General features: G+C 52.2%; 13 protein-coding genes and 2 pseudogenes. 6 read left to right on the top strand and 9 right to left on the bottom strand.

Translation table 11 applies throughout. From position 1 onward, the window contains the following. The first annotated feature begins 421 nt into the window (after nucleotides 1-421). From AB4N48_RS15465 to AB4N48_RS15440, 6 genes are all read left to right on the top strand, one after another. Nucleotides 422-2,179 (top strand): acyl-CoA dehydrogenase C-terminal domain-containing protein, encoded by a 1,758-nt coding sequence (locus tag AB4N48_RS15465; RefSeq protein WP_122610597.1) that lies wholly within the window; start codon nucleotides 422-424, stop codon nucleotides 2,177-2,179. Nucleotides 2,180-2,754: 575 nt separating this feature from the next. Continuing rightward, nucleotides 2,755-3,729 (top strand): zinc-dependent alcohol dehydrogenase family protein, encoded by a 975-nt coding sequence (locus AB4N48_RS15460; protein ID WP_305382523.1) that lies wholly within the window; start codon nucleotides 2,755-2,757, stop codon nucleotides 3,727-3,729. A 40-nt stretch (nucleotides 3,730-3,769) separates the two neighbouring features. Next, nucleotides 3,770-4,105, top strand: a complete 336-nt coding sequence (locus AB4N48_RS15455; RefSeq protein ID WP_122750976.1) for an antibiotic biosynthesis monooxygenase family protein — start codon at nucleotides 3,770-3,772, stop codon at nucleotides 4,103-4,105. Between the two features lie 603 nt (nucleotides 4,106-4,708). Continuing rightward, complete coding sequence (locus AB4N48_RS15450) at nucleotides 4,709-6,352, top strand: acetolactate synthase large subunit (protein WP_122612485.1); 1,644 nt, start codon at nucleotides 4,709-4,711, stop codon at nucleotides 6,350-6,352. 74 nt (nucleotides 6,353-6,426) lie between these two features. After that, on the top strand, nucleotides 6,427-7,869 hold the full coding sequence (gabD, locus tag AB4N48_RS15445) for an NADP-dependent succinate-semialdehyde dehydrogenase (protein ID WP_122612484.1): 1,443 nt from the start codon (nucleotides 6,427-6,429) through the stop codon (nucleotides 7,867-7,869). Between the two features lie 704 nt (nucleotides 7,870-8,573). Continuing rightward, nucleotides 8,574-9,116, top strand: a complete 543-nt coding sequence (locus tag AB4N48_RS15440; protein ID WP_162999847.1) for a hypothetical protein — start codon at nucleotides 8,574-8,576, stop codon at nucleotides 9,114-9,116. 495 nt (nucleotides 9,117-9,611) lie between these two features. Here AB4N48_RS15440 and AB4N48_RS15435 read toward each other — a convergent pair whose 3' ends face one another. The 9 genes and pseudogenes from AB4N48_RS15435 to AB4N48_RS15395 all read right to left on the bottom strand — a co-directional run bounded on the left by AB4N48_RS15435 (nucleotide 9,612) and on the right by AB4N48_RS15395 (nucleotide 16,175). Next, nucleotides 9,612-10,214, bottom strand: a complete 603-nt coding sequence (locus AB4N48_RS15435) for a hypothetical protein (protein WP_460093879.1) — start codon at nucleotides 10,212-10,214, stop codon at nucleotides 9,612-9,614. Further along, a pseudogene (locus AB4N48_RS15430) lies at nucleotides 10,190-10,630 on the bottom strand (DMT family transporter). The gene AB4N48_RS15435 and the pseudogene AB4N48_RS15430 overlap by 25 nt, the downstream one beginning before the upstream one ends. Before the next feature lie 496 nt (nucleotides 10,631-11,126). Beyond that, nucleotides 11,127-11,433 (bottom strand): annotated as a pseudogene (locus AB4N48_RS15425) (hypothetical protein); the annotation flags it as partial. A gap of 173 nt (nucleotides 11,434-11,606) precedes the next feature. Then, nucleotides 11,607-12,035 carry a hypothetical protein gene (locus AB4N48_RS15420; protein WP_122612482.1) on the bottom strand — a complete coding sequence of 143 codons (429 nt, stop codon included), beginning with the start codon at nucleotides 12,033-12,035 and terminating at the stop codon, nucleotides 11,607-11,609. Between the two features lie 173 nt (nucleotides 12,036-12,208). Continuing rightward, the gene (locus AB4N48_RS15415; protein WP_122750978.1) at nucleotides 12,209-12,553 is read right to left on the bottom strand and encodes a hypothetical protein; all 345 of its coding nucleotides are present in this window, start codon (nucleotides 12,551-12,553) and stop codon (nucleotides 12,209-12,211) included. Between the two features lie 62 nt (nucleotides 12,554-12,615). After that, nucleotides 12,616-12,918, bottom strand: a complete 303-nt coding sequence (locus AB4N48_RS15410) for an ArsR/SmtB family transcription factor (protein WP_122750979.1) — start codon at nucleotides 12,916-12,918, stop codon at nucleotides 12,616-12,618. A gap of 316 nt (nucleotides 12,919-13,234) precedes the next feature. Then, nucleotides 13,235-13,831 carry an NAD(P)H:quinone oxidoreductase gene (gene wrbA / locus AB4N48_RS15405; RefSeq protein ID WP_122750980.1) on the bottom strand — a complete coding sequence of 199 codons (597 nt, stop codon included), beginning with the start codon at nucleotides 13,829-13,831 and terminating at the stop codon, nucleotides 13,235-13,237. A 127-nt stretch (nucleotides 13,832-13,958) separates the two neighbouring features. Then, nucleotides 13,959-14,573: a helix-turn-helix domain-containing protein gene (locus AB4N48_RS15400; protein WP_122611917.1), complete on the bottom strand. Its 615-nt coding sequence runs from the start codon at nucleotides 14,571-14,573 to the stop codon at nucleotides 13,959-13,961. A gap of 642 nt (nucleotides 14,574-15,215) precedes the next feature. Next, on the bottom strand, nucleotides 15,216-16,175 hold the full coding sequence (locus AB4N48_RS15395; RefSeq protein ID WP_162999824.1) for a LysR family transcriptional regulator: 960 nt from the start codon (nucleotides 16,173-16,175) through the stop codon (nucleotides 15,216-15,218). Nucleotides 16,176-16,232: the final 57 nt, after the last annotated feature.

Genomic DNA, 16,232 nt, shown 5'->3' with positions numbered 1-16,232 from the left:
TTGATCGGGGCCAAGTGAGATTTCGCTCAATAGGCCTGCGTAGTCTCCTTGCTCCAAATTCTCCCGGAGACCCGTTGAAATAATTCACCTTTAGCTTTGGTCACTCATCGGTGCCTCGGCCCCGGTTGTTTACATAAACGCTGTTCACCAGTTGCCTTGCTTCAATGCAGCGTATGCGATGAAACAGTGTAAAACGAAGATAGGTTAACCGTACTGCACACACGCATCGAATTAAGTACCGCACGGTTGCTTTTATGGGTAGCCCAAACCGGGCTGCTTGGCAGCAAAACTGACCCAACTTCCTCGTGGTGTGTTGGCTGATGCCCGTGGCGTCAGTCGTGGCATCGCTACGTGGCTCATACCGTTGCCAGAGTGTGCATTCCAGCCACCTCCTTGCATTCAGTTAGTCGGAGAAAATGCTATGACGCAGTACCGAGCCCCGTTACGTGATATTCGTTTTCTGTTGCATGACGTGTTCGCTGCTTCGCGCACTTGGTCGGAACTGCCATTTTTTGCAGATACAATGGATGCTGAGATTGCCTCAGCGGTGTTGGAGGAAGCGGCTCGTCTGAGTTCGCAAGTAGTAGCTCCACTCAATCACAGTGGTGACGAAGAGGGTGTTAGTTGGCGAGATGGGCAGGTAACAACCCCGAATGGTTTCAAGCAGGCCTATAAGACCTATGTCGAAGGTGGCTGGGTCGGTATCGCCGGTAACCCCAATTTCGGCGGGCAAGGGATGCCGAAAATGCTGACAGTCCATCTTGATGAAATGCTGTACGCCGCCAACTGTAGTTTTGCATTGTATTCGGCGCTTAGCAGCGGTGCTTGCCTAGCACTCGATGCACATGGTGATCAGACATTGAAACAGCGGTATCTGCCGGCAATGTATGACGGGCGATGGTCAGGCACCATGTGCCTGACAGAGTCGAACGCAGGCAGTGATCTTGGCTTGATTAGAACGCGCGCGCTACGGAATTCTGATGGCAGCTATGCCCTCAGCGGCAGCAAGATATTCATCACGGGCGGCGAGCATGACCTAACCGAGAATATTATCCATCTAGTACTCGCCAAAACCCCGGACGCGCCTGATGGAGCTAAAGGGCTGTCACTTTTTTTGGTTCCAAAGATTTTGCTCAAAGATGACGGGACACTTGGGGAGCGCAATGCGGTGAGCTGCGGCTCCATTGAACACAAGATGGGCATCAATGCGTCTGCCACGTGCGTGCTGAATTTTGATAGTGCGACAGGGTGGTTGATTGGCAATTTGCACCAAGGCCTCAGCGCCATGTTTACCATGATGAATTATGAACGGCTATCGATCGGCATTCAGGGATTAGGGTGTGCTGAGACCTCCTATCAGACAGCGGTCGCTTATGCGCGTGAACGTAAGCAAGGTCGGTCTGATAGTAGGCAAACGAGCGCTTCCATAATTACCCATCCCGATGTGCGCCGGATGCTGCTTTCCATGCGTGCACTGACGGAAGGCGGCCGAGCACTGGCGACTTACATTGGGCAGCAGATGGATATCGCCAAACATACTGCCGAGCCGGCGCAGCAGCTTCATGCTGAGCAGAAAGTGGCGTTGTTAACGCCAATCGCCAAGGCGTTTTTCACCGACATGGGCTTCGACAGCACGGTACTTGGGCAACAGGTGCTTGGCGGTCACGGTTACGTGCGGGAATGGGGGCAGGAGCAGTTGGTCCGTGATGTACGTATTGCCCAGATATACGAAGGCACCAATGGCATTCAAGCTCTAGACCTCGTCGGCCGTAAAGTTGTCGGCGATGGCGGCAAGGTTTTATTAGGGTTAATCGACGAAATCCTTCGGGAAGCGGACGTTCCGGGCGTTGCGCATGCTGGTGCACTTCGAGAAGTGACGCTGCTGCTCAAGGCTGACTTGGAGTGGGTCGTTGAGCGCGGTACACGGGATCCACGGGAGGTAGGTGCATGCTCGGTGGAGTTTTTGCACCTGGTTGGCTACGTGATCTATGGGTGGATGTGGTCGAAGATGGCGACCATTGCGGCCAGGCACGAGTCTGATGAACCCGCATTTTATAGTGCCAAGATGGCGACCGCAGAATTTTTCTTCCGTAGGTTAGTGCCTCGTGTTTGGGGTTTGAGCGCCAGTTTTCGGGGAGGCGCAGATCCGCTTTATGGCATCAAGGATGAAGATTTTTAATGCATTCGAACCTCGTGTACAGAGACCAAATGGTGCTGAATATAAAGCGTTGTCTGAACGGTGTATCCGACGATTCTTTTGACGCACTCCATCACGGAAGGGGTATCGAGCAGATTGGCAAACCCTTGCTGCTTCCTACCCGATGCGAGATCGACATTCAAAGTCAACGGTGAGCGAGCAGAATAGGGGCATTGCGCATTATGCGAACAGTCCGTAAGAGCGAAGCTTGCCATAGGAGATTCACAACAGCTAAGACTGTGTCGGCTATCACAATAGCGCGGCTGGTCAAAGCTCAGTGGGCTTAATGAACTCCATGTCAAGGGATTTGGGGGAGGTGGAAATTCCAAATATTTTCGCAGTCGCAGACAGGCGCTCCTATGCATAATCATTACGAGTACCAGTAATCATCCAAAAACCCGCATATCACAAGATCATCCCATCCTCAGACAGTCATCCAATTATAAACGGCGGCGTTTTGCGACAGTATCGGGCGTATCAGTAATTAGCTTACTTGTCGAGGGTGAGCGTCTTGTGCAGTACCTCGACATTCATTTTAAATGATAGGAGGATCTACGATGAAAGCGATGGTACTTGAATCATTTGGCGGCCCGGAATCGTTCGAGTTGAGCGACGTGCCCAAGCCAGTACCGGGTGCAGGACAAGTCTTGGTGCGGGTTCACGCCACCTCCATCAATCCTTTGGATTATCAGGTCCGACGCGGCGATTACGTCGACTACGTGCCACTGCCGGCCATTACCGGGCACGACGTATCGGGCGTTGTCGAAGAAGTCGGATCGGGTGTGAAGAGCTTCGCACCCGGTGACGAAGTCTGGTACACCCCGCAAATCTTCGACGGTCCAGGCAGTTACGCCGAATACCACGTCGCGGACGAAAGCATTATCGGGAAGAAGCCACCATCGCTGAGCCACCTTGAGGCGGCAAGTCTGACCTTGGTGGGCGGGACAGTGTGGGAAGCATTGACCGTGCGTGCGGCCCTCAGAGTGGGAGAAAGTATTCTTGTACATGGTGGCGCTGGCGGCGTCGGTCACGTGGCGATCCAGGTGGCCAAAGCCATTGGCGCCCGGGTGTTCACGACCGTGCGCGAAGCAAACTTTGAGTTCGCACGAGACATGGGGGCCGATGTACTCATCGACTACGAAAAAGAAGATTACGTTGACGCCATCATGCGGGAAACCAGCGGCCACGGCGTGGATGTGGTGTTCGACACTATCGGTGGCGACACCCTGACACGCAGTCCCGACGTGCTCGCCCAACTGGGCCGTGTGGTCTCGATTGTGGACATTGCAAAGCCACAAAACCTCGTGCAGGCCTGGGGCAAGAACGCCAGTTATCACTTCGTTTTCACCCGCCAAAACCGCGGCAAACTGGATGAGCTAAGTGCATTGGTAGAGCGCGGTCAACTGCGCCCGCACGTTGGCGCGGTCTATTCGTTGGCCGACATTGGGCTCGCCCATGCACGGCTGGAAAGCCCCAACAACGGCCTTCAGGGCAAAATCGTGATTGCGGTCGAGCCATCGCTCATCCCGTGAATGTGCACTTTAAACCCACTGAGTTTTTTGGAGGAATGCCATGATTTATGAAATCGCTCTGCTACCCGTTCACAAAGATCGCACTGAAGCGTTCAGACAAGCATTTGCCAAGGTCGTGCCTTTGCTCACCCGCGCAAAAGGTTATTGCGGGCATATGCTGGCCCAAGGGATCGAAACCCCGGAACAATTCAACCTGATCGTGCGCTGGCAATCGCTCGAGGATCACACACCGGGCTTCGAAGCGAGCGACGACCATCAGGAATTCATGATGGGCTTAGAGGAATATTTTTCCGAAGAGCCGCAGGTCTATCATATTGAAGGAGCGAATTTTTTTAATGGAGAATATGAAGCTCCGAGCACGATCGCAGCTTGGTAATGCCCTGCTAGGGTTCGCTTTTAACCGATGGTTTGTCATCAGCAATAATCGGGATAAATATCGCTAATTTGTAGTAATCGAGATTTTTACCTTTAACTGAGGTGAGGGATATAGGCCGAGTTAAGCAAGACTTGAGTGATGATCTTCGAAACATTGCCGCCACCGATTCAACCTGCGAAACGGTTGATTTTTGTTTAACGCTGAACAGCGTTCGGCAATGACGTAGTCTATTACTTATTTTTCACTCGAGCGTTGAAACAAGCGCGACTCGTATATGTGCAAATTCGCGGATGACCTTAAGTTGGTGACCGAGCTTTCGATGCGACTGCGGACGCTCGATAACCTCATACACTTTTCTCTGAAGACAATTCTGTTATTGAGTTATAGCGAGCGAATTTACCTCTGTGCGACAAGTTTTCGCTACGTCAAGCGGTCGTGCCTTACAGGTTGCCAACGTCGAATGTACCAGAACTGAAGAGTTCATAGGCGCTTAGTAGAAATTACAGCAGTCAGGCGCACGCTATCCTAGCGCCAACGATGTGAACGATCGCTGCCGCTTATGTTTTTTTGCGCGTAAGCGCTTACCGATATTGAGGTGGAGAAATGGCCAAGGCCGCAGATGTCGTCGTGAAATGTCTAGAAAATGAGCGTGTGGAATATGTTTTCGGTATTCCTGGTGAAGAAAACTTGGACCTGTTGGAGTCGTTACGCCGGTCCAGTATCAAGCTAGTGTTGACTCGCCATGAACAGTCTGCAGGTTTCATGGCTGCCACCTATGGCCGACTGACCGGCAGAACCGGCGTCAGCCTGGCTACCTTGGGGCCTGGCGCAACTAATCTGGTAACTGCGGGTGCGTACGCATATCTGGGCGGCATGCCGATGCTGATGATTACTGGTCAGAAACCGATTAAGAAGTCCAAACAGGGTCGGTTCCAGATTCTCGATGTTGTCGGCATGATGCAACCGCTAACCAAGTACTCCCACCAGTTGGCGTCCGCAGACAGCATTCCTTGGCGGGTCCGTGAAGCCTTTCGCCTAGCTGAAGAGGAAAAGCCCGGCGCTGTGCATCTGGAGCTACCTGAAGACATCGCTGCCGAACAGACTGACAGTTTGCCAGTCGCACCAAGTCTTCATCGTCGTCCCTTGGCAGAGCACAAGGCGATAGACGCGGCCGTGCAAAAACTCCAGGACGCGCGAAGTCCGATCCTTGTGATTGGCGCCGGTGCTAATCGCAAGATGACGGCTAAGGTCCTCAAGAAACTGATAGATGATACCGGTATCCCGTTTGTGACCACGCAAATGGGCAAAGGTGTGGTTGATGAGCGTCATTCGCGCTTTCTCGGCAATACCGCGCTGTCCTCTGGCGACTACGTTCATCGCGCCGTCGAGGCCGCCGATCTCATCGTCAACATCGGCCACGATGTCATCGAAAAGCCCCCGTTTTTTATGGTCCGTGGCGGAACCGAAGTGATCCATATCAATTTCCGCTCGGCAGAAGTCGACCCTGTGTATTTCCCCCAGATCGAAGTGGTGGGGGACATCGCCAATGCCGTATGGCAGATCGGCGAAGCACTGAAAATTCAGGAGCATTGGGACTTCAGTCGACTGATGGCCATCCGAAACGCCAATGAAGAACAGATTATCGAGGGCGCGGACGACAATCGCTTTCCGATTTACCCCCAGCGCTTCGTCGCCGATGTTCGTAGTGCCTTGCCGTCGGAAGGCATCGTCGCGCTGGACAACGGCATCTACAAAATCTGGTTTGCGCGCAACTACAAGGCTCACAAACCTAACACGGTGTTGTTGGACAATGCACTTGCAACCATGGGCGCGGGTTTGCCGTCGGCGATGGCTGCGCATCTGGTTTATCCGGATCGGCCGGTGGTCGCAGTGTGTGGTGACGGTGGTTTCATGATGAACAGTCAGGAATTAGAGACGGCGGTTCGGCTGAAGATGAATCTGACGGTTATCATCTTGCGCGACGGCGGTTACGGCATGATTCGCTGGAAGCAGTCGAACATGGGGTTCACCGATTTTGGTCTGGACTACGGAAACCCGGACTTCGTTATGTATGCGCAAAGCTATGGCGCCAAAGGGCATCGAGTGGAAAGCGCCAACGGCTTCCTGCCACTTTTGCAGCATTGCTTGAGCGAGCCGGGCGTGCACGTGATCGATTGTCCCGTGGATTATTCGGAAAATGACTTCATTCTCAATAGTGAGCTCAGGAGAAGAAGTGCTCTGGTCTGATCTCGCGATACTTGTTGTCTTAATGGCGGCATTGCGGTGCCGCCAGCCTTTTCGCACTGAAATCGGAGTTCCTAATGCAACTCAAAGACACTCGACTGTTTCGCCAGCAAGCCTTGATTAATGGCACATGGGTTGATGCGGACAACAGTCAGACGATTGAGGTCAACAACCCGGCAACGGGGGAAATTCTGGGTACCGTGCCGAAGATGGGCGCCGCTGAAACCCGCCGTGCGATTGAAGCCGCTAATAATGCACTGCCGGCTTGGCGCGCACTGACTGCCAAAGAACGAGCAGGCAAGCTGCATCGCTGGTTTGAACTGTTGATTGAGAACCAAGACGACCTCGCCCTCCTGATGACCCTCGAGCAGGGTAAGCCGCTGGCCGAAGCTAAGGGAGAAGTCGTCCACGCGGGCGCCTTCATCGAATGGTTCGCCGAAGAGGCCAAGCGCATTTACGGTGATGTCATCCCTGGCCACCAGCCGGATAAGCGTCTGATCGTGATCAAGCAACCTATCGGCGTGACCGCTGCCATCACACCATGGAACTTCCCGGCAGCAATGATCACCCGCAAAGCCGGCCCAGCGCTGGCCGCCGGTTGCACCATGGTGCTCAAGCCTGCATCGCAAACGCCATTCTCGGCGTTCGCGCTGGCTGAGCTGGCACAGCGTGCCGGCATTCCTGCCGGTGTGTTTAACGTGGTGTCCGGTAGCGCCGGCGACATCGGCAGCGAGCTGACCAGCAACCCGATCGTGCGCAAGCTGTCCTTCACCGGCTCGACCGAAATCGGTCGTCAACTCATGTCGGAATGCGCCAAGGACATCAAGAAAGTCTCGCTTGAATTGGGCGGCAACGCGCCGTTCATCGTGTTCGAGGACGCAGATCTGGATAAGGCCGTCGAAGGAGCGATCATCTCTAAGTATCGCAACAACGGCCAGACCTGCGTCTGCGCTAACCGTTTTTACATTCAGGATTCGGTCTACGACACGTTCGCCGAGAAGCTGAAAGGCGCAGTGTCAAAGCTCAAGATCGGCAATGGTCTGGAAGAGGGCACCACCACCGGTCCGCTGATCGATGAAAAAGCCGTGGCCAAGGTTCAGGAGCACATTGCCGATGCGGTCAGCAAAGGAGCGACCGTGCTGTCTGGCGGTAAATCTATGGAAGGCAACTTCTTCGAGCCGACCATTCTGATTAACGTGCCGAAAAACGCAGCCGTGGCCAAGGAAGAGACCTTCGGGCCGCTGGCGCCACTGTTCCGTTTCAAAGACGAAGCCGAAGTAATCGCGATGTCCAACGACACTGAGTTCGGTCTGGCCTCGTACTTCTATGCTCGCGACCTGGGTCGTGTGTTCCGAGTGGCAGAAGCTCTGGAGTACGGCATGGTCGGCGTCAACACCGGTCTGATCTCCAACGAAGTCGCGCCGTTCGGCGGTATCAAGGCGTCGGGCCTAGGCCGGGAAGGCTCCAAATACGGAATCGAGGATTACTTAGAAATCAAATACATGTGTTTGAGCGTATGATGGTCCTAACGTAGTAATTCTTTGTTCAGACAAATTCATCAAGGTTGGCAGCGCCTTTGCCTGTCAGCCTTGATTGGCAGCAATTAGCTGTTTTGTCAAAAAAGCCGGATTTCAAGTTATTAAGAATCGAAGCTGATCGACATCCAATATCTATTCACAACGTTGAGTGCCTTGTCTATTACCCCGAAGTCTTTGGTGCATTAATATACCTGCTATGAGCCGATTGCTTTGCCAGCCGAGGTAGCAAAAAAGAAGCATTAATACATTTCTAAAGGAACACTGACCAACAAAATCCGAAAGTCAAAACGACCAATCCGACTAAAGCGAAAAGCCTAAAAAGGCGTTCTTTTTCACCCACGAGATGCGCCGCCGGACAGCGGAATCGGAAAAAGTGCACCGTCGTAACAAGCGTTCGGCGATGCGGTTTGAGTTCAGCTGGATTTCCTGATTTTTCGATGAGTTCCCGAGTTTAGAAATCTACAGGCCTGGCTTGGCTGAGCGACGCAACGCGCGCCAGGAAATGGCGTATCACCGGTTTCGACAAATGACGATTTGGTAGTTCTGGTCTCAGATGAAGTCAGGCGCCGGTATCAAGCTCGCAGCAGTGGGGGCTTGGTCGCCGCGTTCCTTCAGGCCTCTCCCGAGTTGAAAGGCGCGCGGCAGTGGCACCCTTGAGCTAGTTGCTGATGGGCTGGTGCTTTTACTTGTTAGCGGTGATCTGGTTCGACTGGAAATACCCGGTTCTGCTTAAGCGCACACTTGCTGAGGAGAATGAGTACCTTGTTATTGTGGGGCGGCGCTTGCTGCTCGCGCTTATTGATGATGAGTTGCGACGCTGGTGGAGCGTTAAACCTTTTGACCTGGATGTGGGCAGAATTGAACCAAAGCCCTATAAATACCAGCTTGCGCTTGTCATCACTCGGCATAGTGAAATTCCGGTCTATGGCGGCTTTGGTGAGTTCGCATCCGCACGTATCGAATATGCACTTCATGAGTACGCCCAACTGACGTCGTCAGCGATCTGGCGACAGGAGTTCAAGCCGAATGAATTCCAAAAATTCATGCCGGGGCTTAGAACGTGCGCACGTAATGCGCCTCTGCGTAACGTCCACTTGAGTGTCATGAATGAGAGCGAGGCGGAAATGCCTAAGATGGGCAAAGAGAGCGAATTGGTGTTGCGCGGGCTCAATCTCATCAGCGTGTTCTTCGCCAGCGGCGGCTACTTCGCCTGGTTTATTTTCCTATAACTGAAAATACTGGTGCCCATACTTACCTGAGTTTCGGAGCGGCACAACCGCAGGACAGGCGGCAGTGACGAACACCCACCTCCAAATCAAGTGGTAGGCAGTGAGCTTGCCGCATCGAACTGCCTAACAAGAACCTAATTCGGACTTGAGGGAAGGTTGGGGTTGACAGTTTGGCAAGCTCCGCCTCACAAGCGCGAGTCCGTTCACTCCGTGTTTTATCAATGCCTCACACCGCCTTCGCGACTTCCTCGATTTTCCCCACGAACTTGTCGACGTTGAAACCGGATATGAATGCCAGCGCGAAAAATCCAATTTTGCTTGCTCCGGCGTTCACGGTCGACCCCAGTACCAACAAGCCTGCTTTCAAGAAGAGGTAGCTCACCGCACCGGCGATTATGCTGATGATGGGGCGGATGAAATACCAGACGTGCTATACGGGATATGTCGCGCGTTGCTAGAGTGAATGCCAAATACGTGATCTGTCGACTCAGCGCTTTAGGAGGCTCGTGAATATTTCCAATACGCATTTGGTTGAGCATTAACTATTTTATAATAGGCACGAATCCTGCGGTAATTTAACAATGCCAGCGCTGTAGTAATTTCAAAAATTTCCGTCAAAAAATATTTAATCGGCAGGCTGCGACCACTGTGGAAGCGATGCTCTATTTGCCGCGGCGTACAACTAGGGCGGGCAGGATGAACGCAAACATGATGAGAAAAAGTCCCAATAAAAATACACTTGAAACAGGTGCATCTAAGAAGCAGTAGGAAAATAAGATGCCAATTAAAGGCACCCCCCATTGTAAAATTCGACATCCCAAACGCTGAAATTTTTCTTCCATACTCCGCAGAGATTACGAAACAAACGGACGTTGCTGCAGGGCCGATGAAGAAAATCTCCCCCAGCCTCTCCGCGTTGAGTGGAATCTGGGTCGGCGAGCCCTCCATGACGTACGCTGCCAATGACAGCGGAATGGCGGCGAGTAACATCTGCCATGATGCAAGCGCTACTGGAGACGACACCCAGTTATGTTTCTTGACGTGAAGAATCACAAACGCCCAACTTATGCCTGCTAATAAAAGAAATATTGCACCCACCACTGTTCCTTTAGATGCCCAATCCAGTTCAAAAGGAAAACAGACACCCCCACGCCTACGAGACCGATAATTAATGCAACAACCTGCGCTTTAGAAGGTGCTTCCCGAAATATTAAAAAGGCGGCCACAACGCACCACAGAGGGGTTGTATAGGCCAGAAGTACCGCGCGACTAGCGTCGATATGCACCATAGCCACCATGACTAAACCGGTGAAAGCCATCATTTGCAATAAACCGACGCTTGCAATTATTGGAAGATCTTTCGCTACTGGCTATTTCAATTGACCCCGAACCGCTAGGTAGCAAAACAGGCAGAGTCCAGCGCTAGAAAAACGGATCGATGCGAGCCAAAGAGGAGAAATGTGCAGTAGCGCATTTTTAGTGACAGGCCAACTAGCTCCCCAAAGCAAAACCATTATTGATAGCCATATATAGGAACTTGGAAAGCGGAAACTTTCCGCTTTTATATTTGCCCGGGACTCAGTGAATATATTCATGATCTCTCCGTAAAAGTGCCCGCTGCAGTAATAATACTAATTGGAGTGGAAATTGATTTTCTCTATCTTCATGCTAATGGAGATTTTAATGTCTGCCATTGCTTGGTTCTGACTATTTTATGACTATGATTATAGGCAGCCGGCTACTAGGCCATAAAGCTGGTTGTCGGAAACGCTTTACTGTTAATACAGCAGGAGAAAGCTTGATAAATAACTTTTATTTGTAGATTCTTATTCTCGACAGAACATCGATGCGCTCTATTAAATCGGCTTTGCTGTTGTTTAGAGATTTTTGGGAATGGCGCGGAGAAAGTGCGAGAACTAATAATTTCAAAAGCTCAATCCGTGTATTGAGCTTTCTCCACGGCACCATCAACTAGCTCAAAACACTGTTGCATTTGTGTACGTTGTGGCCACCACCTTCAGCCAATTCCCGACCTAGAGAAGTGCGATCAAACCCGTAAGCAGCCAGGAATTTGGCAAGATAGGGCTGGATCCGAGCCGTGTTGAGTGATCAGGCCCTTTTCTTTCAGGCGATCGTTACCACCTTCGGCCAAGATCTGGCCTTGTGGGGTTCGGTCGGAGCGGTCAGCCGCAAATGTGTGGCCGAACACTGAGTGATTTGCCTTCACTTGTGGGGTAGCTTGGTCGGTGGCTGGCAGAGCGAAAGCACTGCTGGCCAGCAGAGAAAAAGACACGCTAAACAGTAATTGGAGTTTCATGATTTTATCCTTGTATCGTAAAAGTTGGATATCGAGATATGTCGATATTAAAAGTTAAAAAAATTAACAACTTTTCTGTCGCCTAGGCCAATGTCCTGATGGCGACTACAGCGCACTTGCAGGGATTTCACTGTCCAATGCGACTGCCTTGAGCTTTTGTATGCATCAAGGAGCTAGCTCAAAGCGCTGTTGCGTTTGATCACGCGGTCACCACCACCTTCAGCTAGTTTCCGACCTTGTGGGGTTCGGTCGGAACCGTCAGCCGCTAGTTTCCGACCTTGTGGAGTGCGGTCACCGCCACCTTCAGCTAGTTTCCGACCTTGTGAAGTGCGATCGGACCCGTCAGCAGCCAGGGTTTGGCGCTGTGGGGAGCGATCCGAGGCATGTTGAGTGATCAGGCCCTTTTCTTTCAGGCGATCGTTACCACCTTCGGCCAAGATCTGGCCTTGTGGGGTACGGTCGGAGCCATCAGCCGCAACTGTCTGGCCGAACACTGAGTGATTTGCCTTCACTTGTGGGGTAGCTTGGTCGGTGGCTGGCAGAGCGAAAGCACTGCTGGCCAGCAGAGAAAAAGACACGCTAAACAGTAATTGGAGTTTCATGGTTTTATCCTTGTATCGTAAAAGTCGGATATCGAGATATGTCGATATTATAAGTTAAAAAAATTAACAACTTTTCTGTCGCCTAGGCCAATGTCCTGATGGCGACTGCAGAGCACTTGCAGGGATTTCACTGTCCAATGCGACTGCCTTGAGCTTTTGTATGCATCAAGGGGCTAGCTCAAAGCGCTATTGCGTTTGATCACGCGGTCACCACCACCTTCAGCTAGTTTCCGACCTTGTGAAGTGCGATCGGACCCGTCAGCAGCCAGGGTTTGGCGCTGTGGGGAGCGAACCGAGGCATGTTGAGTGATCAGGCCCTTTTCTTTCAGGCGATCGTTACCACCTTCGGCCAAGATCTGGCCTTGTGGGGTACGGTCGGAGCCGTCAGCCGCAACTGTCTGGCCGAACAATGAGTGATTTGCCTTCACTTGTGGGGTAGCTTGGTCGGTGGCTGGCAGAGCGAAAGCACTGCTGGCCAGCAGAGAAAAAGACACGCTAAACAGTAATTGGAGTTTCATGATTTTATCCTTGTATCGTAAAAGCTGGATATCGAGATATCTCGATATATGTTGTTAAAAAATTACAACTCTTTTCTCACTGCCTCAGCCAATGCTTTGATGGCTGCTTCACTACGCTTGTAGTAGGTCCACTGCCCGATGCGCCTGACCTCGACTAAGCCTACTCGTTGCAGCGTTGCAAGATAGCCAGACACCGTCGACTGCGACAATCCAATGCCTTCTTGAATGCTGCTGACGCAGACTCCTACGGTGAAGACGTCACCCTCATCCTGCGGAGGGAAACTCTTTACCGGATCCTTCAAGCCTTGCAAGATCTTCAGGCGAGTAGGGTTGGAGAGGGCTTTGAAGACTTCGATCAGTTCCATGGCGCCATCATATCTAGAATTATCGATATGTCAATACGAAAATCGATCGACGGTATTTAGAGCTCTTCTGACTACATCCCACTCTCAGATTCGTCGGCGTTTTAGCACTGATGGATCGTGTAGATTGGCAGCAGGCGTCCGGTGCTCGAGCAGCGGTGGCATAACTCGCCTCACAACTCTGTGTACCAGACCGTATCGCGTATCGAGTTGACCATTTAGTCGAATGCTTTTGGTTGGCGCACATAAGGATCGCGCGCTCGTTGAAGCGTTGCTGATGAGCTTCGATCAGGAAGCTCTTGGCAGGAATGAGCAGGGTTTAGGCTTGAAGCTTCAATGCGATACGAGCGACGTGTTCGCCCTGATGGCGAGCGATTTCCAGCTCACGGTCATCTGGCTGACGAGAACCATCGCCACCAGCGATGGTAGACGAGCCATAAGGCGTACCTCCTCCTTTCGAGATATCGAACATTGCTGGGGATGTATAGCCGATCGGCACGATGATCATTCCGTGATGAGCAAGTGTGGTCCAGGTGGAGGCAATAGTCATTTCCTGGCCACCGCCCGTTCCGGTTGAGGTGAACACGCTAGCGACCTTTCCAGCTAGAGCGCCCTGGGCCCAAAGGCCGCCTGTTCGGTCGAGGAAGTTGCGCATTTGTCCGGACATGTTGCCGAAGCGAGTCGGAGTGCCAAAGATGATTGCATCGAAATTGGCCAGTTCCGATGGCTGTGCCTCTGGCGCACTCTGATTGGTCTTGCCGCCTGCTGCAGCGAAGGCCTCTGGGCTCATCGTTTCAGGAACCCGCTTTACCTCAACGTCTGTCCCTGGAATGCTGCGCGCACCTTCGGCGATCTTGTTCGCCATGGTCTCAATGTGACCATACATGGAGTGATAGAGCACTAAAACTTTAGCCATTATTAGTTCCTCATTGGGTGTATTTACACGATTGGATCACCCGCACTTCGGGTGTATCTCGCCAGCCCAACCGAGCATCTTGGGCAGATTTCAATATGATGTCGTTATGAAGCTGCACTGACGACAATCATGATGCACTACTAACTTGTGCAGCTTGACGGGTTGAAGAACCAGGTAGGGATGCATGCAGCAGTGCGTTGGGTGCATGCAGCTTTCGCCAGGTTTGCGGCGACAAGCCTGTTTCGCGTCTGAATACGCGGCAAAAGTGCGACTGATCGCAGAATCCATGACTCAGCGCCACGTCGCTTAAGGAATGTGCCGAACCGAGCATAACTCGCCGCGCCGCCTCTACACGCGCGGCGGCCACATACATCAACGGCGTTATGCTGGTCGTCTGTTTGAACGCTTGCGAAAAATGACTGACGCTCAAGCCCAGTAACGATGCAAGTTCGGTAGTCCGTATGCACTGATCGATATGTTCTTTTATAAATGTGTCTACACGCGAGATCTGCCAGCGGGCCAGCCCACCTCTCTGTTTACGCGGCGCATGTTCGCGTTGATTGTCGACTGCCAGCAAGGCGATCGCCTGATTAAGATAAGTTGAAGCAATGCTTGGATCACAGTGAATGGCCCGCTCCGTTTCGATGAGCAACGTCAACAGTTGCCTCGCCTGTTTTACATGCTCAGGACGGCTGGAAGCGTTGTTATTCAACAAGTGAGGTGTACCCACACTCCAGCTCATATCTCACGCTCCAGAACCGGTTTCAAATTCAGGTAGTTCGCATTAATTGGCACTATGAGCAGTACAATATGGCTGGATGGTGCCTTCTCACCCTCACTTGGAGTAACGAAAAATTCAGAATTACTCATAGTGCTCTCCAGGCTACGTAATTTCCATGCCGCTATGAACTGTTGCGTGCAAAGCGACAGAAGATGCTTAAGCAAGGGCTATGCCATGGGGGGTATCTTATGGAAAATCTCTATTAATCAGCAGGATAGGTTAATACGGTGTGGTCTAGTTCGAATTCAACGTTCAGTGCAGGGATTTGAATAGATCATTTGGTAAAGCGATGGTGGTGCGTTGCGGATTCGATCAACACCACTGAGGTGTTTTTTGTAAATGATCCACAATTCGCCGGGATCTGCCTTGGAATGGTTGAAGTCATTGGGCCCCACCGTCGCTGATAGTGCGCTGATGGTGTCCGGATCGGCGTCGAAATGGCAAAACACGTTCTATTCAAGCTACGATGTTTTCTGCCTGCTCCGCAGGGTCGATTATTAGCCCGTTTTCGGCATACCAAGCTACGCTTCGTAGCGCGTATGAGCGGCCCGCAGCGAAGCACTTGGATTACCGCTCACAGCTCCGCCGCGTAAACCGCTCAACTCAAGCAACCGCCAAAATATTGAACTCGACAGATTTGGTCTGAGTCGGTTCTCCGGGCGAATTTCCTAGGACTGTACTGCACCGAGAACGCAACCAGTGTTCGCCCGGATCATTGTGAGTAGCCCCTCTCCATACCATCGATAGCTCTTGCTGAGGCAGCGCAATGGGCGCCGTTTCCGCTCTCAGGCCACCGGAACCAGACATTGCGTGGGCAACGTAATCCGGCACAATTGCAATCGTGTCGCTGCCTGCGAGTAACACGGGCAAGGCGCTGAACTGCGGCACTGCGAGAACGACCTTGCGTTGACGCCCCAGTAAATCGAGCGCGCGGTCGGCATCTTCAATAACATTGCCCATTGACGATACAACAGCATGAGACCGACGGCAAAACTCGTCCAAGTCTATTTCACCAGGCTGAGAGTCGGCCCGCAGCAACATTGGGTAAATTGATCGTAAGCGTTTACACCGAGCGTTGGCTGGCAGATCCAATGTATGGCTGATGCCGAGGGATATATCCCCAGAGGCAAGTAGTTTGGGCAACTGCCATTTATCTGCGCGGCGTACCACCAGCGTTATATTGGGTGCCTCAATGCGCATACGGCGTACTAAAGAGGGCAACAAGGCGTATTCGACATCATCGGAAAGACCGATACGAAAAGTGGCTTCACTTGTCGTGGGGTCGAAGGCCTGAGACCGGCCCAGCGCGGCAGCAATGCTATCGAGTGCGGGTGTTAGGTTGGAAAATATCTCCTGGGCGCGTGATGTAGGCTCCATTCCCCGCCCGGCGCGAACGAACAAAGGATCATCGAACAGTTGACGTAGGCGCCCCAAGGCAGCGCTTATAGCCGGTTGACTCAGAAACAGCTTCTCGCCGACACGGCTAACATTTCGCTCGTGCATCATCGTTTCGAAGACAATCAGCAGATTGATGTCAGCGCGACGCAAATCATTTCTGTTCATCATGTTAAGCACCTACGAGCTGTACGTCCGTGACTGTCGCACCGCTGTTTTCCTGTC

It is taken from the genome of Pseudomonas sp. S2_C11 (assembly GCF_054668395.1).
This window is presented reverse-complemented; position numbering and strand designations above follow the sequence as displayed.